Origin of the sequence: Nocardia sp. NPDC051321 (assembly GCF_044455225.1) — a bacterium.
Taxonomy (GTDB): Bacteria; Actinomycetota; Actinomycetes; order Mycobacteriales; family Mycobacteriaceae; genus Nocardia.
This window is the reverse complement of sequence record NZ_JBITEM010000029.1, coordinates 20,962-43,142: the sequence shown is the minus strand read 5'-3', so window position 1 is coordinate 43,142 and position 22,181 is coordinate 20,962. Positions and strand designations below refer to the sequence as shown.

At 68.0% G+C, this 22,181-nt stretch carries 18 protein-coding genes; 8 read left to right on the top strand and 10 right to left on the bottom strand.

What is annotated here, in order from left to right:
- Positions 1-4: 4 nt before the first annotated feature.
- Both ACIA8C_RS42365 and ACIA8C_RS42360 read right to left on the bottom strand, forming a co-directional pair.
- The gene (locus ACIA8C_RS42365; protein WP_397145053.1) at positions 5-622 is read right to left on the bottom strand and encodes a class I SAM-dependent methyltransferase; all 618 of its coding nucleotides are present in this window, start codon (positions 620-622) and stop codon (positions 5-7) included.
- A 301-nt stretch (positions 623-923) separates the two neighbouring features.
- Positions 924-1,775 (bottom strand): hypothetical protein, encoded by an 852-nt coding sequence (locus ACIA8C_RS42360; RefSeq protein ID WP_397145051.1) that lies wholly within the window; start codon positions 1,773-1,775, stop codon positions 924-926.
- Between the two features lie 206 nt (positions 1,776-1,981).
- Here ACIA8C_RS42360 and treZ point away from each other — a divergent pair, with 206 nt between their 5' ends.
- Positions 1,982-3,706, top strand: a complete 1,725-nt coding sequence (gene treZ / locus ACIA8C_RS42355) for a malto-oligosyltrehalose trehalohydrolase (RefSeq protein ID WP_397145049.1) — start codon at positions 1,982-1,984, stop codon at positions 3,704-3,706.
- A 116-nt stretch (positions 3,707-3,822) separates the two neighbouring features.
- Positions 3,823-5,070, top strand: coding sequence for a serine hydrolase domain-containing protein (locus ACIA8C_RS42350; RefSeq protein WP_397145047.1), 1,248 nt, complete (start codon positions 3,823-3,825; stop codon positions 5,068-5,070).
- 1 nt (position 5,071) lies between these two features.
- Here ACIA8C_RS42350 and ilvA read toward each other — a convergent pair whose 3' ends face one another.
- Positions 5,072-6,427 carry a threonine ammonia-lyase IlvA gene (gene ilvA / locus ACIA8C_RS42345; RefSeq protein WP_397145045.1) on the bottom strand — a complete coding sequence of 452 codons (1,356 nt, stop codon included), beginning with the start codon at positions 6,425-6,427 and terminating at the stop codon, positions 5,072-5,074.
- A gap of 119 nt (positions 6,428-6,546) precedes the next feature.
- Positions 6,547-6,984: a nitroreductase family deazaflavin-dependent oxidoreductase gene (locus ACIA8C_RS42340; RefSeq protein ID WP_397145043.1), complete on the bottom strand. Its 438-nt coding sequence runs from the start codon at positions 6,982-6,984 to the stop codon at positions 6,547-6,549.
- An 89-nt stretch (positions 6,985-7,073) separates the two neighbouring features.
- On the opposite strand from ACIA8C_RS42340, the gene ACIA8C_RS42335 reads away from it, so the two are divergent.
- Positions 7,074-7,301: a hypothetical protein gene (locus ACIA8C_RS42335; protein ID WP_397145041.1), complete on the top strand. Its 228-nt coding sequence runs from the start codon at positions 7,074-7,076 to the stop codon at positions 7,299-7,301.
- On the opposite strand, the gene ACIA8C_RS42330 is transcribed toward ACIA8C_RS42335, so the two are convergent.
- On the bottom strand, positions 7,298-9,985 hold the full coding sequence (locus tag ACIA8C_RS42330; RefSeq protein ID WP_397145039.1) for an ATP-binding protein: 2,688 nt from the start codon (positions 9,983-9,985) through the stop codon (positions 7,298-7,300). The two genes, ACIA8C_RS42335 and ACIA8C_RS42330, sit on opposite strands and share 4 nt — an antisense overlap.
- Positions 9,986-10,104: 119 nt before the next feature.
- On the opposite strand from ACIA8C_RS42330, the gene ACIA8C_RS42325 reads away from it, so the two are divergent.
- Both ACIA8C_RS42325 and ACIA8C_RS42320 read left to right on the top strand, forming a co-directional pair.
- A complete protein-coding gene (locus tag ACIA8C_RS42325) occupies positions 10,105-10,719 on the top strand; it encodes an MspA family porin (RefSeq protein WP_397145037.1) in 615 nt (204 codons plus the stop codon).
- Positions 10,720-10,847: 128 nt separating this feature from the next.
- Positions 10,848-12,059: a DUF2235 domain-containing protein gene (locus ACIA8C_RS42320; protein WP_397145035.1), complete on the top strand. Its 1,212-nt coding sequence runs from the start codon at positions 10,848-10,850 to the stop codon at positions 12,057-12,059.
- Here ACIA8C_RS42320 and treY read toward each other — a convergent pair.
- The 4 genes from treY to ACIA8C_RS42300 form a co-directional block, all read right to left on the bottom strand.
- Positions 11,979-14,411, bottom strand: coding sequence for a malto-oligosyltrehalose synthase (treY, locus tag ACIA8C_RS42315; protein WP_397145033.1), 2,433 nt, complete (start codon positions 14,409-14,411; stop codon positions 11,979-11,981). The genes ACIA8C_RS42320 and treY overlap by 81 nt on opposite strands.
- 11 nt (positions 14,412-14,422) lie before the next feature.
- Complete coding sequence (gene glgX, locus ACIA8C_RS42310) at positions 14,423-16,543, bottom strand: glycogen debranching protein GlgX (RefSeq protein ID WP_397145031.1); 2,121 nt, start codon at positions 16,541-16,543, stop codon at positions 14,423-14,425.
- 27 nt (positions 16,544-16,570) lie between these two features.
- Positions 16,571-16,861 carry a hypothetical protein gene (locus ACIA8C_RS42305; protein ID WP_397145029.1) on the bottom strand — a complete coding sequence of 97 codons (291 nt, stop codon included), beginning with the start codon at positions 16,859-16,861 and terminating at the stop codon, positions 16,571-16,573.
- Between the two features lie 83 nt (positions 16,862-16,944).
- Positions 16,945-17,889, bottom strand: coding sequence for a GNAT family N-acetyltransferase (locus ACIA8C_RS42300; protein ID WP_397145027.1), 945 nt, complete (start codon positions 17,887-17,889; stop codon positions 16,945-16,947).
- A gap of 165 nt (positions 17,890-18,054) precedes the next feature.
- On the opposite strand from ACIA8C_RS42300, the gene ACIA8C_RS42295 reads away from it, so the two are divergent.
- Positions 18,055-19,347 carry an adenosylmethionine--8-amino-7-oxononanoate transaminase gene (locus ACIA8C_RS42295; protein ID WP_397145025.1) on the top strand — a complete coding sequence of 431 codons (1,293 nt, stop codon included), beginning with the start codon at positions 18,055-18,057 and terminating at the stop codon, positions 19,345-19,347.
- Between the two features lie 31 nt (positions 19,348-19,378).
- Positions 19,379-21,199 (top strand): ArnT family glycosyltransferase, encoded by a 1,821-nt coding sequence (locus tag ACIA8C_RS42290; RefSeq protein ID WP_397145023.1) that lies wholly within the window; start codon positions 19,379-19,381, stop codon positions 21,197-21,199.
- Between the two features lie 12 nt (positions 21,200-21,211).
- Here ACIA8C_RS42290 and ACIA8C_RS42285 read toward each other — a convergent pair whose 3' ends face one another.
- Positions 21,212-21,586 (bottom strand): cupin domain-containing protein, encoded by a 375-nt coding sequence (locus tag ACIA8C_RS42285; protein ID WP_397145021.1) that lies wholly within the window; start codon positions 21,584-21,586, stop codon positions 21,212-21,214.
- 61 nt (positions 21,587-21,647) lie between these two features.
- Here ACIA8C_RS42285 and ACIA8C_RS42280 point away from each other — a divergent pair, with 61 nt between their 5' ends.
- Positions 21,648-22,127, top strand: coding sequence for a MarR family winged helix-turn-helix transcriptional regulator (locus ACIA8C_RS42280; protein WP_397145019.1), 480 nt, complete (start codon positions 21,648-21,650; stop codon positions 22,125-22,127).
- The last annotated feature ends 54 nt before the right edge of the window (positions 22,128-22,181 follow it).

The following is a 22,181-nucleotide window of genomic DNA, read 5'->3' as shown; positions in this document are numbered from 1 at the left end:
TGGGCTAAGGGGAGACCGCGACGCCGAGGGATTGGGCGGCGAGGAAGCGGGGGGCGTCTTCGGCGTAGAAGATGTCGATGTCTTGGATTTCGAAGCCGGCGGTGGTCAGTAGGCCGCGGATGTCTCGGTTCAGGTTGCAGCCACCGCAGCAGGTTTTCTGGATCGGATTCAGCCGGTTCTGCCACACCTGGACCTTCTGGTCCGGGGCGAGGCCGTGCTCGACGAAATGCAGGGTGGCGCCGGGATTGAGCACGCGGCGGACTTCGGTGAGAGCGGTCGCGACGTCCGGGATGGTGCACAGCGTCCAGGTGGACACCGCCGAGTCGAAAGTATTGTCCGCGAAGGGAAGTGACTGCCCATCCAGCCCGGCCCGCTCGATCGGCACCTTCGACGCGGCAACCCGCTCGCTCGCCAGCTTCCACCCGAGGTCAGCAGGCTCGACCGCGCTGACCGTGTCCACGGTCCCCGGATAGAACGGAACATTCAACCCCGACCCGAACCCGATCTCCACCACCCGCCCACGCAACCCGGCACACACCCGCTCCCGCAGCGGGTCATTGAACCGCATCCCACACGCGACATCGACAATCCGCGGCACAACCCGATCTCCATAAAAGCCCACGCGCCCACTCTCCCAGGACCAACCCCGCCGCGCCACCGCGCGACCAGCGCCCCCGGACTCGCGGCCCCAGCTGCCGCGCACGGATTGGTCTCACGCGCACGAGCTCGCTGACGATCTGGCCCGCGGGCTGTGGCAAACATCCGCGGCGATCTGCTATCCGGTCGTGCCTGACGGTTCACGTTCCAGTAAGCAGCACGCGTACCGCGCCTGGGCGACAAGGCGGAGCCGGGCGCGATCCGGCGTGCCGCGCACGGATTGGTCTCACGCGCACAAGCTCGCTGACGATAGCTTGCGCGGAGGTCTACCGCCCCGCGCAAGCTGCCGGGGGCGCGTCGGGTGCTTTCTCGGCGACGGCCCGCATGGTCGGGCCAAGCACCGGGCGTAACCGGGACCAGGGAACCTCCACACAGGGGTAGCCGTAGACATAGAGGCCGGTATCGATGTAGAGCTGGACGCCGGTCAGGGTGGGAACCCAGTTCGCGAAGTTCTTTTCCGTCGGCTGCAGCGCGGTGGTGATGGCGGGGCTGTCGGCTATTTTCGGATGGATCTGCTTCGTTGCCTCGGTGGCGGCCGCGGCCAGCTCGGTGATCCCGGCCTGGCGGTCGGTGAACAGGTCGCCGATCAAGACGGGCGCGGCGGCGCGGCTGTCGGTGGTGATGGTGGCGAGGATTTTGAACGGATGCGCCTCGCCCTCGTAGCTGATGAGCCCGGACACCACTTCGCTAATGGTGCTGTCGGTGGACAGGATCCGGCCGGTGGATTGGACGGAGTGCGGGCGCGGGTCGTCGCTGCGGTTGGTCGCGTCCACCTGCTCCTGGATGAACGTCCGCACACCGCGATTGAAAACCTCGGCCACTCGCGGATCGCCACCGGACAACTCCAGCGATGCCGCTATGCCGGAAATGCCGACACCGTTGGGCACCTCCACCTTTCGGACCGTGTAGGTCGCCCCGGCCGACTGGACGGTGGCCGGATCCGTGGGTTCGGCTCCGGCAGGCGTGGTTGTCGAAGCAGCGCCGGTCGTTGCCACCGCGACAGTCGAGCGCTGCTGCGTGGTGCTGTTCGGCGCACCATCGGTACTACATCCGCCGAGCGCCACGGCCAGCGACAGCCCCAGTATCGCTCGCGACATCACCGCCGATTTCTCGGTCACCGACCGCACCGTAGGACCTCCTCATCGCGGTATCGTGCGCCGACACCATGGCGGACCAGGATCATCGATCAGAAGCCGAGTCTGTAGCAGTCGACTGTAATGACCAGCAGACGTCGTCGCCGGATGCGCGCAATGGACGCCGCAACCGCTTACCTGAGCGGTCGGGTTGCGCGACGCCGGAACAGGGTGCGTGGAATGCTGGCGAGGTGACCTTGTTCGAGGTGTGGGCGCCGCGGGTGGAGCAGGTGCGAGTGGACGTGGAGGGTGTCGTCCACCCGATGGGGCGAGGCGGGGGCGGCTGGTGGCAGGCGGAGGTGTCTGCCGCCGATGGGGCTCGGTATGGGTTTCTGCTCGACGACGATCCGGCGGTGCTGCCGGACCCACGCTCGGCTCGGCAACCGGACGGCGTGCACGGGCGGTCGGCGGTGCACAGCCTCGATCGGTCGGTGTGGACGGACTCGGGGTGGACCGGGCGGCCGTTGGCCGGCGCGGTGTTCTACGAGATGCACGTCGGCACCTTCACCCCGGACGGCACCTTCGATTCGGCGATCGAGCGACTCGACTATCTGGTCGATCTCGGCGTCACCGTCGTCGAGTTGATGCCGGTGAACGCGTTCGACGGCGCACACAACTGGGGTTACGACGGTGTGCTCTGGTACGCGGTGCATGAACCTTACGGCGGCCCGGATGGGTTGCAGCGGTTCGTGGATGCCTGCCATGCGCAGGGGTTGGCGGTAGCGCTGGATGTTGTCTACAACCATCTCGGGCCGTCCGGGAACTATCTGCCACGCTTCGGGCCCTATCTCACCGAAGGGCGCAATACCTGGGGGCAGAGTCTGAATCTGGATGGCCCCGATTCGGATGAGGTGCGGGGGTTCATCATCGGCAACGCGTTGCGGTGGTTGCGGGACTTCCACATCGACGCGCTGCGACTGGACGCGGTGCACGCGTTGGTCGATCGGACCGCGAACCATGTGCTGGCCGAACTCGCCACCGAGACAGCGCGTCTCGCGGCGCACGTGCGCAGGCCGCTCACGTTGATCGCGGAAAGCGACCTCAACGACCCGAAGCTGATCACGCCGCGCGCCGCCGGTGGTTACGGGTTGACCGGGCAGTGGAACGACGACCTGCATCACGCGATCCACACCGCGGTCTCCGGCGAACGACAGGGCTACTACGCCGATTTCGGCTCACTGCGCTGCCTGGCCCACACGTTGACGCACGGATTCTTCCACGCCGCAACGTTTTCCAGCTTCCGTGGCCGCACCCACGGCCGCCCGATCGACACCGCGGTGATCCCCGGCAGCGCCTTGCTCGCCTACACCTGCAACCACGATCAGATCGGCAACCGCGCCATCGGCGATCGTCCGAGCGCCTACCTCAACGACGGCCAACTGGCGATCAAAGCGGCGCTGGTGCTGTGCTCGCCGTACACGCCGATGCTGTTCATGGGGGAGGAGTGGGGCGCGCACACCCCGTTCCTGTTCTTCACCTCGCACACCGACCCGGTGATCGGCGCCGCCACCGCGACCGGCCGCAAGGCCGAATTCGCCGAGCATGGTTGGAGCTCCGAGGAGGTTCCCGATCCGCAGGACCCGTCGACGTTCCTGCGTTCGAAGCTGAACTGGACCGAACTCGAAGAATCCCGCCACCTCCGGCTACTTGCCTGCTACCGAAAGTTGCTCGCCCTGCGCCGCGAACGACCGGAACTCACCGACCCGTGGCTGACGCACGTCTCGGTCGACTACGACGAAAACGCACGCTGGATCGTCGTGCGCCGCGGCACGCTGAAGTTGGTGTGCAACCTGTCCGAAGACCAGGTCACCGTGCCGGTCACCGGTTTTTCGCTGCTCTCGTGGGAGCCGCCGACCGAGGGCCCGTCGGCGACAACGATTCCCGCGCACTCGTTCGCGATCCTCGCGGATCGGTAACGGGCCCGGCGAGTAGCCGACATCCACCTCCGAGACCGGCTGCGGGAAAGTCACGATAAAACACTGTCCGAGACAGATTCATTGCCGGGTGTGACCGCCGCTATTACCGTAGAAAGATGAGCAACGTCGCTTCCGGGGATCTAGCGCCGATCCCGACCGGGATGGGTGGCAGCGCCACCGCCGAATTCGCCCCACTGGTGCGCGCTTTCGCCAGGACCTTCGGACACCGCCGCGGCGCGGGTGGCGCGCTGGCGGTGCACCTGCACGGCGAGCCGCTGCTCGACATCTGGACCGGATCCGCAGGCGCGAGCCCGTGGACCCAGGACACCGGGTCGATCATCTTCTCCGCGACGAAGGGCGTCACCGCCACCGTCATCCACCGGCTCGCCGATCGGGGACTGCTCGACTACGCCGCGCCGATGGCCGAGTACTGGCCGGAATTCGGGGCCAACGGCAAGGCCAAAATCACCGTGCGCCAAGCGATGACGCACAGTGCGGGCCTGTCCGCGCTCGGCCCGCTCGCCATCGGCCTCGATGATGTGCTTGACCACGAGCTGATGGAGCAGCGCCTGGCCGCCGCGAAACCCGATCGCCTGCTTGGCGTTCCGGCCTATCACGCGCTCACCTTCGGCTGGCTGATGGCCGGACTTGCCCGCGCGATCACCGGTCACAGCATGGGTGAGTTGTTCCGCTCGGAGGTCGCCGACCCGCTCGGCATCGACGGCATTCACCTTGGCGCACCGCCGCCGGACGCGCCGACCAGTTACGCGCCGCTGGCCGGATCCCAGCTGAGCTTGATCGGAAAGCCGGTCAGCGCAATGATATTGGGCCGCAGCCACCGGATCCCCGGCGCCTTGGGCGCGGCCACCCGCTGCCTGTTCCTGCCCGGTCTGGAATCCATCCTGACCGGGGAACAACCGCCGATTCTGCACACCGAGCTCGGCGCGGGCAACGGTGTGTGCACCGCGCCCGCGCTCGCGACCATGTACGGCGCACTCGCCAACGACGGTGTTGCAGCAGGCCGTCAGTACCTCAGCCCACGAACCATCAAGGCGATCAGGCGAATTCAGACCTATCGCCTCGACCACGCCCTGTTCTATACGCCCATGCTCTGGCGGCTCGGCTACCACTCGCTGCCGATGCCGGGCGCCCACGCCGGGTTCGGCCACATCGGTCTCGGCGGTTCTTTCGGCTGGGCCGAACCGCGCCTTGGTCTTTCGGTCGGTTTCGTGCACAACCGGCTGTCCGCAGGCCAACTGTCCTACGACATGTCGGCGGCCTTCTGGATGCTGCCGATGCTGCTGAACTGCCTGCGCGCCACCCGGCGCATCCCGATGGAGGAGACGCGCGAGGCGGCGGCTTAGCTCAGGTCAGATAGCGGTAGGCGGGCGAGCCCGGTTCCAGCCGCTCGCACTGGATCGGCGACTCGGCCATCCGTTCCAGCAAGGCGGCCAACCCATCCGGGGCACCGAGCTCGATACCGACCAGTGCCGAACCGGTTTCGCGGTTGTTGCGCTTGACGTACTCGAACATGGTGATGTCGTCGTCCGGCCCGAGCACCTCGTCCAGGAAGCGCCGCAGCGCGCCCGGCTCCTGCGGAAAGTCCACCAGGAAATAGTGTTTCAGGCCGCGATGCACCAGCGAACGTTCGATGATCTCGCCGTAGCGCGACACATCGTTGTTGCCGCCGGAGACCAGGCACACCACGGTCGATCCCGGCTCCACCGCGAGCTCGCTGAGCGCGGTGACCGCCAGCGCACCCGCGGGTTCGGCGATGATGCCCTCGTTCTGGTACAGGTCGAGCATGGTCGTGCAGATCGCGCCCTCGTCGACCTGCATCATCCGGAAAGAGCTTGTGCCGCTTGGCGACTCGGTGGTGGTCAGTAACGGCAGCGAGGCATGCGAGACCACCCGGCCGCCGAACCCGGCGATCGCCGCGAATGGCACCACGCCGATCCGGCGCACCGCGGCGCCGTCCACGAACGGGTCGATTTCCGGCAGCGTCACCGGTCCGCCCGCGACCAGCGCCGCGGTCATCGAGGCCGCGCCCGCCGGTTCCACGCCGAGGATCGAGGTGTGCGGTGACCGGTCCCGTAGATAGGTGCCGACACCGGCCAGGCAGCCGCCGCCGCCCACCGGCACCACGACCAGGTCGGGCGAGGTGCCGAGTTGCTCCAGGATTTCCGGAGCGATGGTGCCCTGCCCGGCCGCGGTGCGCACGTCGTCGAACGGCGGCACCATGGTCGCGCCGGTGCGCTCGACATCGTCGGCGGCGGCCGACGCGGCGGCATCGTAGGTTTCGCCGACCGCGATCAGCTGCACGAACTCACCGCCGTGCACCCTGATCCGGTCGCGCTTCTGTTTGGGGGTGGTGGTCGGTACGTAGATGCGGCACTTGATGCCCATCGCGTGACAGGCGAACGCCACCCCCTGCGCGTGGTTGCCCGCGCTGGCCGCGACGACACCGGCGGCGCGTTCGCTCTCGGTCAGCTGCATCACCAGGTTGTAGGCGCCGCGCAGCTTGTAGGAGCGGACCGCGGAAAGGTCCTCGCGCTTGAGGTAGACGTTCGCTCCGGTGAGCCGCGAGAGCCGCTCGCTGCGCTGCAGCGGAGTCGGCTCGATAATGTCGGCAATTCGCTTGGCGGCAGCGTCGATCTCGTCCGCGCTGAGCGCGGGACGAGAAGTGGACCGTGCGTCGATGACATCAAGCGGATTGGACACCCGAAATATGCTGCCACCCGCCGCGTCGAGCTGCTGCGGCGGGTGGCGCTGGTGCGCGGAGTCAGTCGCCTTCACATCGGATGATCCGACGCGCGGCACGTCCTTAGTCTCGCGGAGCCTCAGTCTCGCGGAGTCAGCACGAAGAGCGGGATCGTGCGATCCGTCTTCTTGGTGTACTCGATGTAGTCCGGCCAGACCTCGATCGCCCGGTCCCACCACAGCTGGCGCTCGTCACCGAAGACTTCGCGCGCGGTGTAGTCCTTGTTCACGGTGCCGTCGCGCAGTTCGACATGCGGTTCGGCCTTCATGTTGTAGTACCAGACGGGGTTCTTCGGCGCGCCGCCCAGCGAGGCGACCACCGCGTATTCACCGTTGTGCTCCACCCGCATCAGCGGGATCTTGCGCAGCTTGCCGGACTTCGCACCTTTGGTGGTGAGCAGGATGACCGGCTTGCCCTCGTGCGTGGTGCCCTCGGTGCCGCCCGAATTCTCATAGGTTTCGACCTGGTCGCGGGCCATGGCGTACGGGCTCGGTTCGTATTCTCCTGTCAATGGCATAACTGCGGAAACGTGGAACGCGTCGACTGTGTTCCCGGCAACAACGAAGTTCGGTAGACCGAACTTCGTTGTCCGTATATCCTCACTAGATGGCAGTTGTTCACCCGTCGGCCCGCTCCGCGACAGTTGAGATCGCGGGCAGCGCGTGGCCGGTATACAAGCTAGAGGCGCTGGCCGCCGCGCTGGTGACCTGCCTGATCCTTGCGCTGATCATCGGTTCGCCGCAGGTGGCGGTGCTGATCGCCGCCGCGGTCGGTGCGGGCCGCTGGGTGGTCGGGCTCGCCGTCGCGCGTCGCTCGGCCGACCGCACCAGCTAGTTCGCGTCGAGCGGAAGATCCGCGAGTTCACCTCGCGAGAGCACACCCAGCTTCGGATACGCCTTGTACAGGTGGTGGCCGACCGTGCGCGGACTGAGGAACAACTGCGCGGCGATGTCCCGATTGGACATGCCCTGCGCGGCCAATCGCACGATCTGTAGTTCCTGTGGCGTCAGCGCGGCCAGCACGCCGTGCGCGGGTCGGGCCGCCGTGCCGACACCGAGTGCCCCGAGTTCGGTACGGGTCCGCTCTGCCCATGGGACAGCATCGAGTCGCTCGAAGGTTTCCAGCGCGGGTTGCAGTTGGGTTCGCGCATCGGCTTTGCGGCGAGTGCGGCGCAACCATTCGCCGTACAGCAGTTGGGTTCGGGCGTGCTCGAACGGTCGGCCGCCGAGCCGCAATGCCGCGAGGTAGTGCTGCTCGGCATTCGCGTCATCGATCAAGGCCCGGCAGCGATAGGTCAGCGCTTCGATCCAGTCCCGGCGCGCGACCGTTGCCCACTCGGTCAGCCGGTCCAACGCGTCGCCGGCGCGCGCCGGGTCACCGAGCCGGACCGCGGCCTCGATCAGTTCGGGCAGGGCGCGCCGTCCGGCCACGTGATGACGCGCGGGCTCGACGGTCAGCGATTCCAGCCTGGCCAACGCGGCGTCGACCTTGCCGAGTCCCAGCTCCAGCAGGCCGAGCGCGAGGTGCGTCCACGGCGCACCTGGTGCGCTAGTTCCGCCGAACTCCTCGGCGAGCGCCCGGTCGACCAGCTCCCGGCATTCCGCCGCCCGGCCTTCCAGCGCGGCCAGATATGCCAGATACGCCGACAGCTGACTGATCCACTGCCCGTGCCCGAGGTCGGTCGCGATCCGCAACCCTTCGGTCGCGGCAATCCGGCCCTCACCCGGCCTGCCGAGGAAGGCCTCGGCTTCGGCGCGAAAGAACAGCAGCGTCGGCAGCAGGGCGATTCGCCCCTGCTCGCGGCATTCGGCGACGAGTTCGCCCGCCAACTCGGTGACGTGGTCGTCCTGCCCGACCACCAGGCCCATCCCGCACATCTGCACCAGATCGCGCGGACTGTCCGCGCCCGCCTCCCGTGCCGAGGCGGCGGCCACCCGCAGGTCGACGGTGAACCGGCCATTGATCGCCGCGACCAGATACCGCGCGATGGGCGACAGCGGTTCGCTGTCCGGCAGCGCGAGCGCCGTCAGTGCCTCGGTCACTTCCGCCAGTTCCGGCTCGCCGAGATACCAGGCCGTGTGCAACGCCTGAGCGAGGATGCGGGCCGCCCGCGGCGGCTCGGACGCGCGCACCACCGCGGCGGCACCAAGCAACAGTCGATGCGCCGAAAGTGGCTTGCCCGCACCGAATTCCGCGACACCGCGGACGAGATCGAGACGCGCGAGCACCAGTCGATCGGTCGTCTGCGCCGCCGCGCGTTCGGCCAGCTGCCGCGCCAGGTCGGGCAGGCCCGTCTCGCCCGCGGTCTCGGCGGCGAGCACCAGCCTGCGCACCCGATCCGCAGGGACGGTACTCAGTCCGGCCGCGCGCTCATAGGCCGCGACGGCACCGTGGTAGCCGCTGCGCTCGCGCGCCCGATCCGCGGTGTGTTCGAGTGCCGCCGCGGTGTCTTCCGCCGGGCCGGTCGCCGCCGAGGCCAGGTGCCAGGCCCGCAGGTCGGCGTCCTCGTCGGCGGTGAGCGCCTGGGCGAGCGCGCGATGCGCGGCGAGGCGCTGGGTCAGCGGCGCGCCCTGGTAGACCGCCGAGCGCAGCAGCGGATGACGGAAGGTCAGCGTCCGGCCGTCGCTGTGCACGAGTCCGGCGTCCTCGGCGGGTGCGAGGTTGTCCAGTTGTGCGTCGAGTGCGGCGCCCGCGCGCAGCACCGTGGCGAGCTCGGCGTTGCTCGCGGCGGCCGCGACGAGCAGCAACAGCCGCGTGCGCGCGGGCAGCCTGCTCACCTGACCGTGGAAGGCGACCTGCAGTCGCTGCGTCAGCGGCAGCGGATTCGGGCCCGCGCCAGGCGATTCCGCCGCGAGCACGGCGGGCAGCTCACGCAATGCCAGCGGATTGCCGCCCGCCTCGCTGAGCAGCCGATAGCGCAGCACCGGCGACAGCTCGGGGTCGTGGCTGTCCACCAGGGCGGCGGCCGCCTCGGGTGCCAGCCCCGGCACGATCAGCTCGGGCAGGCCGGGCGCGGGGAAAACCTCCGCGCCCTGGCGGGTCGCGAAGATCATCACCACGCCCTCCGCGTCGAGCCTGCGCGCCGCGAACAGCAGGGCTTCCGCGCTCGCGCGATCGAGCCAGTGCGCGTCATCGATCAGGCAGAGCAGCGGACCGTCGGTCGCCTCCTCGGCCAGTAGGGACAGCACGGCGAGCCCGATCAACATCCGATCGCCCGGATCCTGCTGTGCCAGACCGAAAGCCCCGCGCAACGCGGCACGCTGCCGGTCCGGCAGCGTGCCGAGCAGCGCGATGCCGGGGCGAACCAGCAGATGCAGTCCGGCGAAGGGCAATTCGGCCTCGGATTCGATGCCCGCGCTGCGCACCGTCGGAAGGCCTTGGGCGGCCGCGTAATCCAGCAGCGCCGTCTTGCCGATGCCGGGTTCGCCGCGCAGCACCAGCGCGCTGCTCCGGCCGTCCCGTGCCGCCGCGAGAAGCCGATCGATCTGTGCTTGTTCGGCTTGTCGTCCCTGGAGCATCCCCACACCGTAGCCGTCTGCTGGACGGGTGATCAGTCGTCCGCCCCGGCAGCGGTCGGCGCACGTTTTTGCCGTGTCGTACGCCGACGATATAGCGATCGGCTACTAAGGTCTGGGCTATGGGGTCGAATGTTAGAAGGACCGTTCAGGCATTGGCGGGCGTCGCCGTGACCTGCGCGTCCGTCGCTGCCCTTGCGCCGACGGTGACCGCCGAGGTGATCAGCATGCCCCCGCACGAGAAGTCGTTCATCCCACCGGGTGGCGGCAGCGCGATGAAGTTCACCATCGGCAGCCGGGAGGAGTACATCTACCGGATCCCGCCGCTGAACTTCATGGGCACAACCCGCGAGGCGCTGGTCAGTTCGATCGGCTACGGCCAGGTCGATGGCGCCTCGGCAGGCAAGCTCCGGATCGGTTACCACGTCGGCTGCGCGGTGACCATCGGCGCAGGCACCCTCGGCGCGACGCCCGACCTGGTGATCGGGCAGCAGCCGAGCGTCAATCCGAATCCGGTCGCCACCCTGAACCTCGCGCCGGGCGAGGTCGGCGAGGTCGCGATCGCCGAGAAGGACATGATTCCCGGCAAGCTGATTCAGCTCAGCTTCCGCGATTTCCATATCAAGGTGAACTCCTGCACCGGCCCGGTCACCCTCCGGCAGTACGCCTACGTGGATTACAAATCGCCCGAGGTCGACGATTCCGGAGCCGTTTTCGGCGAGCCCACCTGGCTCTGAGCCGCGCCATCCCGCGCGCTACTCGTTAGAAACAGGCGTAGTTCATTAACACCGTATACCCCGCACCCGATGATTCGAGTAGTCGAGTACGCGGGCTTCAGCAGAAGCCCGGCGGGAGGATCTGGTCCATGAAACGCCTGGTCGTATGTTGTGACGGCACCTGGAAAGCGGAGTCGAGCAGCACGGTATCCAACATCATCAAGATCGCCCAGACGATCCGGTACGACGCGCCCGGTCCGTTGGGGGAGGCGATCCAGCAGTGGGTCACCTACGTGTCGGGGCCCGGCGCCCGCGGCTTCCTGTCCGACCGGCTGATGGGTGGCGCGTTCGGCCTGGGCCTGGAGGCGAACCTGTCGTCCGCGTACTGGCATCTCGCGTTGAACTGGCAGCCGGGCGACGAGATCTACATCTTCGGTTTCAGCCGCGGCGCGTTCACCGCGCGCAGCCTGTCCGGCCTGATCGACCGCATCGGGATCCTGACACCCGAGGCCATGATCAACGGCAAGTATCCGGAGGCGCTGGCGATCCATCAGCAGGTGCCGCCCAAAGACGGCACGGTTCCGCAGGAGTGGGCCGACTTCCGCAGGGACAACTGCCACCCGGTCGCGCCCAAGATCAACTTCCTCGGCGTCTTCGACACCGTCGGCGCGCTCGGCGTGCCGGGGCTGACCTCGCTGCGGTACAAGTTCCACGACGTCAAACTCGCACCGAGCGTGCACTGTGCCAGGCAGGCGCTGGCCATCGACGAGCGGCGGCGCAACTTCGAGCCGTGTCTCTGGGAGGTGCCGGTCGAGCCGAATGTGAAGTACCGCAGGGGATTCCAACGGGTGAAGCAGGTGTGGTTCGAGGGCGTGCACAGCGACATCGGCGGCGGCTACCAGGAATGCGGACTCTCCGACATCACGCTGCGCTGGATGGTGCGCGAGGCCGAGTCCGTCGGGCTCGCCTTCGATCGCGACCGGCTCGCGGAGCTGTCCAAAACCTGCCGGGCCGCCGATGCGGTGGCGCACATGCGGCCGCATCCCTCGCTCGGCATCGGCTACCGCGTCCTGAATGTGTTTCGTACCCTGCGTCATCCGCGCAGCACCCGGTTCTACCTGGACTCCTGGCGCCAGCTGTTCAACGGTCACGAGCAAGGCATCCGGCTGGCCTCGCTGGTCAACGAGAACGACGAATATCGCCCGCCCAACCTGCGCCGCTGGCGCGCGCGGTTCGGTGGGATGCTGCCCGAGGAGCTGCTGGAGAAGGTCAGCCCGGTGTCAGCGCACGAGCAGCGCGACCGGGAGCCTGCCGAAGAGCTTCTCGAGCCGGGCCCGGCCCTGGAATGTGTGGCCGGTTAGCCGGTCCGTCCAGGTCCCCTGCGGGATATCCAGAGTCGTATCGCCCCAACCTGTTTCGGCCAGGTCGACGCTGTGCCTGGTGGTCGCGACGATCACCTCCGGCGCCGCGCCGACCCGGCCCCTGGCGAAGGCCACCAGCCTGCTCGCCTGCTCGCCGGTGGCGAACAGCGGCAGGTAGGTGCCGCCGACGAAGCAGTCGGGGCGTTCCCGGCGCAGCCACAGCGCGTACGCGACGATCCACATCTTCGCCGCCCCGGTGGTGTCCAGAGCCGGTGTGCCGGTGAGTGATTGCAGCATGCCGGTGCGGACCGCGAAATCCACCGGACGCCGGTTGTCCGGGTCGACGAGGGAGTCTTCCCACAGCTCGCAGCCCTGGTAGATATCCGGGATGCCGGGGCCGCAGAGCTGGAGCAGCTTCTGTGACAACGCATCCGACCACGCGTGCGGGGCCAGCTCGTGCACCAGGTCGCCGAGCTCGGAGCCGACCGGGCCGTCGATCACCGTGTCGATCCAGCTGTGCACCGAGGACTCGAACTCGGCATCCGGCTCCTCCCAGGAGGATTTGGTGCCCGCCTCGCGAACTGACTTCTCGGCGAACTTGTGCAGCCGCTCGCGCAGGCCGGGCACCGAGGCGGCCGGGCGGCCGTCGGCGGGCCAGACCCCGAACATGTTCTGCAACAAGAACAGTGTGGTCGCGCCGTCCGGTCCGGGCGCGGTCTCCTCCCACGATTCGACGCTCTGCGCCCAGGTGTCGGCCACCTGGGAGAGCACGCCGATGCGGGCGCGCACGTCCTCGCCGCGCTTGGTGTCGTGCGTGGACAGCGTCGTCATGGTGGCGGGCCAGCGCTGCGCGCGTTCGCTGTTGGACAGGTGGAACTCGTTGAGCGAGTGCGCGAATCGGGCCGGATTGCCGCCGACTTCCTGCAGCGAGACCAGCCGGGCGGCCTGATAGAACATGGTGTCCTCCACCGCCTTCGCGGTGACCGCGCCGCAGACCTGGCTGAACCGCACCGCCGCCTCACCATCCGAGGCGAGCGCGGTGACCAGCACCGCGAGTGGGGCGGTGAGTTCGCTGTTGCGCTTCTCCACCTCGGCGATGACGGCGCCGATCATGCCGGCCAGCGGCGCGTAGTCGGCCCGGTACACCGGCATGAACGCGAGCACCTCGATGGTGGCGTTGGTCATCGCCATGGTGTCGAAACTTTCCGCACCGGCGTCCCGCTTGATCGCGGCGACCAGCCGCCGGACCTCCGGTGCCAGCAGGCTTTCCGCGACCGCTCGCTTGATGCGATGCTCGGTCTCGCCGATCCAGGAGCGGTCGCTGCCGTGACCGGCCACCTGCTTGGACAGCTCGGTCAGCGCCTGCTCGCCGTCCGGGTCGATGAGCACGCCGCCGAGGTCGGCGAGCGCGTCATAGCCGGTGGTGCCGTCGACCGGCAGGGTCGAGTCCAGCGGCTCGCGGTTGGCCAGGATCTTCTCGATGAGCAGCAGCCGGTTCGGGCCGATCAGCCTGCGCACCCGCGCGAGATAGGCGGCGGGATAGGACAATCCGTCCGGGTGGTCGATCCGCACGCCGTCGATGAGGTCGTGCTCGCACCAGGCGGCCAGCTCGCGGTGGGTGGCCTCGAACACCTCCTTGTCCTCCTGGCGGACCGCGGCGAGGCTGCTGACCCCGAAGAACCGGCGGTAGGTGCACACGCCCGCCTTCCAGCTCACCAGGCGGTAATGCTGCTTGTCGTGGATGCGCAGCGCGTTGTCGCCGTCGGTACCCTGCGCGATGGGGAAGCGCAGATCATGCAGGGCCAGCATCGGTTCCGAGCCGGACCGGTCGACGGTCAGTGCCGCCGGGTCGTTCTCGCTCTGCAGCACCGGCAGCGCCAGGCGACCGCCCGCGCCGTTGCCCGCGCTCCAGTCGATGTCGAAGTAGTGCGCGAACGCGGATTCGCGGCCGTTGCGCAGCACGTCCCACCACCACTTGTTCTGCCGCGGATCGGCAACGCCGACATGGTTGGGCACCAGGTCGACGATCAAACCCATACCGCGGCTGCGCACTTCGTCGGACAGGGCCTTGAGCCCGGCGGGCCCGCCGAGTGCGGCCGACACCGTGGTGGGGTCGGTGACGTCGTAGCCGTGCGTCGAACCGTGCGCCGCGGTGAGGATCGGCGACAGGTACAGGTGCGAAATGCCCAGTTGCTGCAGGTATTCGGCGATCGTCCTGGCATCGCTGAAGGTGAGTCCGTCCGGGCGCAGCTGGAGCCGGTAGGTGCTGCGGATCGTGGTCGGCCGAGCCGGGGTGCGGCGCAGCGAGAGCGGATCGGTCACGTGCGTCTCGGTGGATTCCGGTGTGGTCATGGGCGTTGCGGTCATCCGGCGTGCTGGAGAACCAGCAGGCAACGGGATTCGATCGGCACGGTCGCCGCCGCGGCGTAGTTCGCGTCGGACCGGCCGGTCGGCGTCGAGCAGTCCAGCGCGACCGCCCACCGCGTTCCGTAGTTGTCGTTCGGGAGTGTGAAGTCCATGGCCTCGTCGTGGGCGTTGAAGCACAGCAGGAACGAGTCGTCGGTGATTCGCTCGCCGCGCGGGTCGGGTTCGTGGATGCCCTTGCCGTTGAGGAACACGGTGAGCGACTTGCCGAAGCCGCTGTCCCAGTCCGCGGTGGTCATCTCCGCGCCCTCCGGGGTGAGCCAGGCGACGTCGCGCGCGCGATCCTTCGACCGCACCGGCCTGCCGTCGAGGAAGCGACGGCGCCGGAAGACGGGGTGCTCGGTGCGCAACGCGATCACGTTGCGGGTGAATTCGAGCAGGTCCGAATTCTTCTGCATCAGTGACCAATCCATCCAGGCCAGCGGGGAATCCTGGCAGTACACGTTGTTGTTGCCGTGCTGGGTGCGGCCCATCTCGTCGCCGTGCGCGAGCATCGGCACGCCCTGGCTGAGCACCAGCGTGGCCAGCATGTTGCGACTCTGCCTGGCGCGCAACGCGAGAATGTGCGGGTCGTCGGTGTCGCCCTCGACACCGCAGTTCCACGACCGATTCCAGCTCTCGCCGTCGCGATTGTCCTCGCCGTTGGCCTCGTTGTGTTTCTCGTTGTAGGACACCAGGTCCCGCAGGGTGAACCCGTCGTGCGCGGTGATGAAGTTGATGCTCGCGCTCGGCCTGCGCCCGGTGGCCTCGTACAGATCCGAGGAGCCGGTGAGCCGAGAAGCGAACTCGCCCAACGTGGCGGGCTCGCCGCGCCAGTAGTCGCGCACGGTGTCGCGGAACTTGCCGTTCCACTCGGTCCACAGGCTGGGGAAGTTGCCGACCTGGTAGCCGCCCTCGCCGACGTCCCACGGTTCCGCGATCAGCTTCACCTGGCTGACCACCGGATCCTGTTGCACCAGATCGAAAAACGTGGACAGCCGGTCGACGTCGTGCAGCTCGCGGGCCAGCGTGGCGGCCAGGTCGAAGCGGAAGCCGTCGACGTGCATGTCGAGCACCCAGTAGCGCAGCGAGTCCATGATCAGCTGCAGCGTGTGCGGGTGCCGCACGTTGAGGCTGTTGCCGGTGCCGGTGTAATCCATGTAGTGCGAGGGGTCGTCGTCGAGGACGCGGTAATAGGCGGCGTTGTCGATGCCGCGGAAGCCGATGGTCGGCCCGCGATGGTTGCCCTCTGCGGTGTGGTTGTACACCACGTCGAGGATCACCTCGATGTCCTCGGCGTGCAGCGCGCGCACCATCGCCTTGAACTCGGTGACCGCGGAGTCGGCGCGTTTGATGGCGGCGTACTCGTTGTGCGGGGCGAGGTAGCCGAAGCTGTTGTAGCCCCAGTAATTTCGCAGCCCCTGATCGAGCAGCACGCTGTCGTGCAGGAACTGGTGCACCGGCATCAGCTCGATCGCGGTGACGCCGAGGCCTTTCAGGTGTTCGATGATCGCCGGATGCGCGATGCCGGAGTAGGTGCCGCGCAACTCTTCCGGCACGTCGGGGTGGGTGGCGGTCATGCCCTTGACGTGCGCCTCGTAGATCACCGTCTCGTGGTAGGGCCGGTTCGGCGCGCGGTCGGTGCCCCAGTCGAAGTACGGGTTGATCACCACGCAGGCCATGGTGTGGCCGAGCGAGTCGAGGCCGTGCGTGTACAGCGACGGGTCGTTGTCGAACTCGCCGTCGAACGCCTTGCCGTACGGGTCGAGCAGTAGTTTGCTCGGATCGCAACGTAATCCGTGGTCCGGGTCGTAGGGGCCGTGCACCCGGAAGCCGTAGCGCTGGCCCGGTCCGACCGCGGGCAGGTAGGCATGCCACACGTACCCGTCGACCTCGTCGAGGGGCACCCTTGACTCGGTGCCGTCTCGGTCGATCAGGCACAACTCGACGGCGTCGGCTACCTCGGAGAAGACCGAGAAGTTGGTGCCAGCCCCGTCGTAGGTCGCGCCGAGCGGGTAAGCGGTGCCGGGCCATACACCGAGTGGTGTCGCGTCACCGGACGCTGCGTCGGGCTGAGCCATAGCAACGACATTAGCGGCAGCCGCCTATTACTCGGCGCGGGTGGTTGCGACTGGCAGTGTCAAGCCGGGACCTGGGCGGGCGTCCAGCCAGCGCCGCGGGTAGTTCAGCCGGACGGCCAGGCGGGCCAGTCCGCCCAGCACGGCGCGCTGCGCCCAGCGCGGGATCCCGGCCAGATAGCCGTCCTGGTAATCCCACAGCAATGCCAGGGCGAGCGGATCGCGCGGCACGCGGCCGCGGGTGGTCTTGCCCGCCATGTCCAGGTTGTGCCAGAGCCGGAACATCTCCCAGTGCCGCAGCGGCGGGCGGTCGATCCGCACGCCTCTCTGAGGTGAGCGCGGAGACGGCGGGCTCGCTGATCTACGGCAAGGGCTGGGGCGGTGCACGCGGCGCTGGGCGGCGGTTATTCGGGCGATCCCAGTGAGCGTCGCCAGGTTTGACCGATCAGGTCGGCGCCCCAGCTGTGGTGTGGACTCTGCTCTGCCAGTTCGAAACCGGCGCGTTTGTAGATGTGCCTGGCCGCGGTGAGGATGTCGTTGGTCCAGAGCACTATCTCGCGGTAACCGGCCGCCGTCGCGAAGCGCAGGCACTCCTCGACCAGCGCGGCGCCGACGCCGAGGCCGCGGGCGGTGGGCTCGACCAGGAGCAGGCGCAGCCGTGCGGTGGTGTCGTTCTCGGCGACGCAGAAGATGCTGCCCACCGGTTCGCCGCCGGATTCGGCGATCCAGGCGCGTTCGCGCTGCTCGTCGTGTGCCGCGAGGTAGTCGGCGACGATGCGCACGATCAGCTCCTCATATGTTGCGTCCCAACCGTATTCGTCGGTGTAGAGCCGGGCGTGCCGCTCGATGACCCACCCGTAGTCGCCCGCCTTCGGCTCCCTGATCAAGAAAGGGGGCGCGGCCGCCGCGTTGGCTGGGTGGTCCAGGATCTGCTGGATGGTCTGCATCGCGGTGACCAGCCGGGCTCGGACGGCGGGTGGTTTGGAGTTGAGCAGGTAGCCGATTTCGGCGCTGGAGCGTTGATCGAGGACCGCGGCTATTTCCTTGCCGCGCTTGGTGAGCCGCACCTCTTGGCGGCGGGCGTCGCTGTCGGAGCGGTTGCGGTTTACCAGGCCCGCGTTCTCGAAGCTGGCCAGGATGCGGCTCAGGTACCCGGCGTCGAGATCGAGTGTCTGGCGCAGGGTTACCACCTCGGCGGTCTCGGAGTTGGCCAGCTCGAACAGGATTCGCGCCTCGGTGAGCGAATATTCGCTGTCCAGCAGTCCTTCTCGGAGCACGCCGATGACCCGGGTGTAGCGGCGGTTGAATTCGCGGACTGCGGCGATATCCGTGGCGGCGACAGTGGTCACGACGGCTCCTTCGTGCGGTGATCGTTGACTCAGTCAAAGAATAGCCCCGGGTGGCCGTCGCGCGACAGCAATTGCCGCGGATGAGTTCCGGGCCCAGCTCCAGTGGTAACTTGAACGGCGTTCAAGCCCGCCGTACCGGGCCGTCGCTCGACCGCGAGGATTCCTGTGGCACTGACCCCCGACGAGATCACCGCCATCGATGCCAAGCACGTCTGGCATCCCTACGGCGGATTCCCGGCGACGACCGAACCGCTGGTCGTCACCGAGGCCTCCGGCACGCGGCTGACGCTGGCCGACGGCCGCGAGGTGATCGACGGGATGAGCTCGTGGTGGGCGGCCATCCACGGCTACCGGCATCCGGTGCTGGACGCCGCGTTGGTGGCGCAGTCGCAGCGGATGAGCCACGTGATGTTCGGCGGTCTCACCCACGAGCCCGCCGCGCGGCTGGCCGAACTGCTGGTCGAGCTCACGCCGGATGGCCTGGACAAGGTGTTCCTCTGCGACTCCGGCTCGGTGTCGGTCGAGGTCGCGGTGAAGATGTGCCTGCAGTATTGGCGCGCGCTCGGCCAGCCCGCCAAGCGCAGGCTGCTCACCTGGCGCGGGGGCTATCACGGCGACACGTTCACGCCGATGAGCGTGTGCGATCCGACCGGCGGCATGCACGCGCTGTGGACCGACATCCTGGCGGATCAGGTTTTCGCACCGCTCCCGCCGGCCGACTATCGGGCCGACTATGTGGCGGAACTGGAGCGCATGATCGTCGCCAACGCCGATGAGCTGGCGGCGGTCATCGTGGAACCCGTCGTGCAGGGGGCGGGCGGGATGCGCTGGCATCATCCGCGCTATCTGACCGATCTGCGCAGGCTGTGTGACGAGCACGGGGTACTGCTCGTCTTCGATGAGATCGCGACCGGATTCGGCCGCACCGGAACGTTTTTCGCGGCCGATCAGGTGGGTGTCAGCCCGGACGTGATGTGCGTCGGCAAGGCGTTGACCGGTGGGTACCTCACCCTGGCCGCGACGTTGTGCACCGCGTCGATCGCCGAGACCATCAGCACGGGACACGGCGGCTTGATGCACGGGCCGACCTTCATGGGCAACCCGCTGGCCTGCGCGGTGGCGGTGGCCGCACTCGAACTGCTGACAGCCGGGGATTGGCGCGGCGACGTTGCGCGGATCGAATCCTGGCTCGAAGCGGGCCTCGCGCCGCTACGCGGGCAGCCCGGCGTGGTCGAGGTTCGGGTGCTCGGCGCGATCGGCGTGATCGAACTCGACCGCCCGGTGGACATGCGCGCCGCGACCGATGCCGCCGTCGACGCGGGAGTCTGGCTGCGGCCGTTCCGGAACCTCGTCTACACCATGCCGCCGTTCATCAGCACCGCTGAGGACGTCGCGGCGATCACGGCCGGAATGCGCGCCGCGGTCGAAGCTCAGGTCCGCTCAGCGGAATTCGGTTGACAGTGCTACCGGGCCTCCCGATATTGGTGGGGTGACCGCGGACACGTCAGTGCGTCCGGCTGCGAGCCGGTGGCAGTTCTGGCGATCACCGCAAGGGCAACCCGCGTGGGCGCGCCCAGCGCTGCTCGCGGTCGCCGCGGTGACGGCGGTGCTGTACGGGTGGGGGATCGGGTCGGAGGCGCCGCACCTCTACTACGCGGCCGCTGTGCGCTCGATGTCGATGAGCTGGCACAACTTCTTCTTCGCCGCCTTCGATCCGGACGCGACCATCGGCCTCGACAAGCTGCCCGGCGCATTCTGGGTGCAGTCGCTGTCGGTGCGGATCTTCGGGCCGCATTTGTGGGCGTATCTGCTGCCCCAGGTCATCGCGGGAGTACTGACGATCCTGGTGCTCTATCGCGCGGTGCGCAGGCTGTCGAGCCCGGTGGCGGCGATGGTGGCGGTGCTGGTCGCGGCCCTCGCTCCGGCGACGGTCGCGCTGAATCGCGGCAATGTCGCCGATACGCTGCTCGTGCTGTTGCTGGTGCTGGCCGCCGATCAGGCCGCGGCCGCCATCGAGTCGGGGCGGACCCGGAACATGGCGTACGCGGGCGTGTTCGTCGGCCTGGCGTTCCAGGCCAAGATGGTGCAGGCGTGGATCGTGGTGCCGGTCATCGCGATCGCGGTGCTGGTCTGCGCGCCGAGGGCGCGGCTGCGGCAACGGGTCACCGCGACCGTGCTGTTCGGTGTTGTCGCGCTGACGATTTCGCTGGCGTGGATGTCGGTGGTCAGCCTGGTGCCCGATCGTGATCGGCCGTATGCCGATGGCAGCCAGGACAATTCGCTGTTCGAGCAGGTCTTCGTCTATAACGCCGCGAGTCGCGCCAATGATTCGTTCAGCGTGGGCGCGGCGAACTTCTCCACCGGGAAGTCGCAGGCCGGGTACCGCGCGGAACTTGTGCTCGGGCCCGAGAGCCGATTCGACCATGTCTTCGGTGGCGGCGGCGGGCGGGAGATCGGCTGGCTGGTGCCGTTGGCGTTGCTCGGACTGATCGTGCTCGCCTGGCGGCGGCCGCGGGTCGATCCAGGTACGGGTGCGGTACTGCTGTGGGGTGGGTGGTTACTCGTTCACCTGGCCGCGTTCTTGATCGTCGGCACGGTCAATCCGTATTACCTCGCGGTGTTGACGCCGTCGATCGCGGCGCTGATCGGGATGGGGGTGGTCGCCTTCGTGCGATCGGCGCACGTCCGCGGTGTGCGCTCGATCGGCATCGTGGCCGCCGTGGCGACCGTCGCCTACGGTGGCTGGTTGCTCGGCGCGGCATCGAGCGAATTGCGCTGGGTCACCGTCGGCGTGGCGCTGATCTGTTGTGTGGCAGCGTTATTCGTGCGCGGAGCGCGCGCGTTGCCGGTGTTGCTCGTCGCGGTGCTCGCCGCGCCCGCGGTGGCCTCGGCGTCGGTGGTCGCCGACGATTACGGGCCGCTGGATACCCCCTTCGAGTCGGCGCAGGCCCGCCAGGTCACCCAGGGTTTCCTGGCGGGGTCGGTGGACCAGGCCGCCGGGCTGATGGACAAGTTGCGGAAATCGCCTGGGGGCGAACGTTATCCGCTGATGACGTACACCACCGTGCTCGCGTCGCCGTTCATCCTGGCGACCGGCACGCAGATCCCGTCCATCGGCGGGTTCACCGGTCGATCGCCGGTGCCGACCACCGCCGATATCGCCAGGATGATCGAGAGTAATCAGGTCGGCCTGGTGCTGATCGCGCCTGCCGAAGACGATCGGGTCACCTGGATAACGCGGCATTGCAAGAAATTGCCGGATACCGGCGATGGGCCCGGTCTGCTGGCCTATTACTGCGGACGCAGGTAGTAGCCGTCCGGCTCAAGCGATCCAGGGCGGCACGACCATGGTGTCGCTGCCCGGCACGCCAGCCTTGGCGCTCGCCTGCGCGGTGACGATGGCGGTGAAACCTTCGTCGCCCGCGCTCACCTGGCGGAGCACGTCGGCGGGCAGGATCACCGTATCGCCTTCGGCGGCAGTGTGTTTCACGCCGTCGAGGTCGATGGTCGCGCGGCCCGCGACGATGGTCCAGATCTGTTCGGTGTCGATGAAGTGGACCGGGCCCGACTTGTCGGCGGGCACCTCGACCCGCCAGAGCGCGAGCGAACTGCCGCCCTGAGTGGGAGAGGCGAGGGTGGTCATGACGCCGGCGGGGGTCTCGGTGCGACGGGTTTCGGTGTGTTGGATGACGGTCATGCTCGGACACTCCGTAAGATAGACAATGAAGTTGTCCATATAGTCAACGAGGTTGTCCAATATGTCAAGTGACTCCGGCGGCTACGAGCTGCCGTTGCGGATGCTGCTCGGGTTTCGCGCCGTCCTCGACGAGGTGCACGCCGAGCTGGCCGAGCATGGGCACGCCGAGTTGCGGCCGATGCACGGGTTCGTGTTCCAGGCCGTCGGCCGGGTCGGTGGGCGGTACGGGTGTACCGCAGCCGACCTCGGCCGTGCCCTCGGGATCTCGAAACAGGCCGCGGGCAAGCACATCGAGGCGCTCGAGCGCCTGGATTATCTGCGGCGAGGTCATGATCCGACCGATGCGCGGCGCAAGGTTTACACGTTGACCGACCGTGCTGTCGACGTGCTGAACCGGTCCGCGCAGATCTTCGACCGGATTCATGATCGGTGGGCGGGTCAGCTGGGCGCGGACCGGCTGGCTCAGCTCGAACAGGATCTGCGTACCGTGACGCCGGGCGAGGTGTTCCGATTCGATACGCCGAACTGGTTCATGGGCTGAGGTGATGGCTCGGGGCTATACACCTTGAACGGCGTTCAAGTATGCTGCGGAGCT

Coding starts and splice junctions, on each gene's coding strand:
- ACIA8C_RS42350 (WP_397145047.1), top strand. CDS start 3,823: ATGAGCAACGTCGCTTCCGGGGATCTAGCGCCGATCCCGACCGGGATG.
- ACIA8C_RS42340 (WP_397145043.1), bottom strand. CDS start 6,984: ATGCCATTGACAGGAGAATACGAACCGAGCCCGTACGCCATGGCCCGC.
- ACIA8C_RS42335 (WP_397145041.1), top strand. CDS start 7,074: ATGGCAGTTGTTCACCCGTCGGCCCGCTCCGCGACAGTTGAGATCGCG.
- ACIA8C_RS42330 (WP_397145039.1), bottom strand. CDS start 9,985: ATGCTCCAGGGACGACAAGCCGAACAAGCACAGATCGATCGGCTTCTC.
- ACIA8C_RS42325 (WP_397145037.1), top strand. CDS start 10,105: ATGGGGTCGAATGTTAGAAGGACCGTTCAGGCATTGGCGGGCGTCGCC.
- ACIA8C_RS42320 (WP_397145035.1), top strand. CDS start 10,848: ATGAAACGCCTGGTCGTATGTTGTGACGGCACCTGGAAAGCGGAGTCG.
- treY (WP_397145033.1), bottom strand. CDS start 14,411: ATGACCACACCGGAATCCACCGAGACGCACGTGACCGATCCGCTCTCG.
- glgX (WP_397145031.1), bottom strand. CDS start 16,543: ATGGCTCAGCCCGACGCAGCGTCCGGTGACGCGACACCACTCGGTGTA.
- ACIA8C_RS42285 (WP_397145021.1), bottom strand. CDS start 21,586: ATGACCGTCATCCAACACACCGAAACCCGTCGCACCGAGACCCCCGCC.
- ACIA8C_RS42280 (WP_397145019.1), top strand. CDS start 21,648: ATGTCAAGTGACTCCGGCGGCTACGAGCTGCCGTTGCGGATGCTGCTC.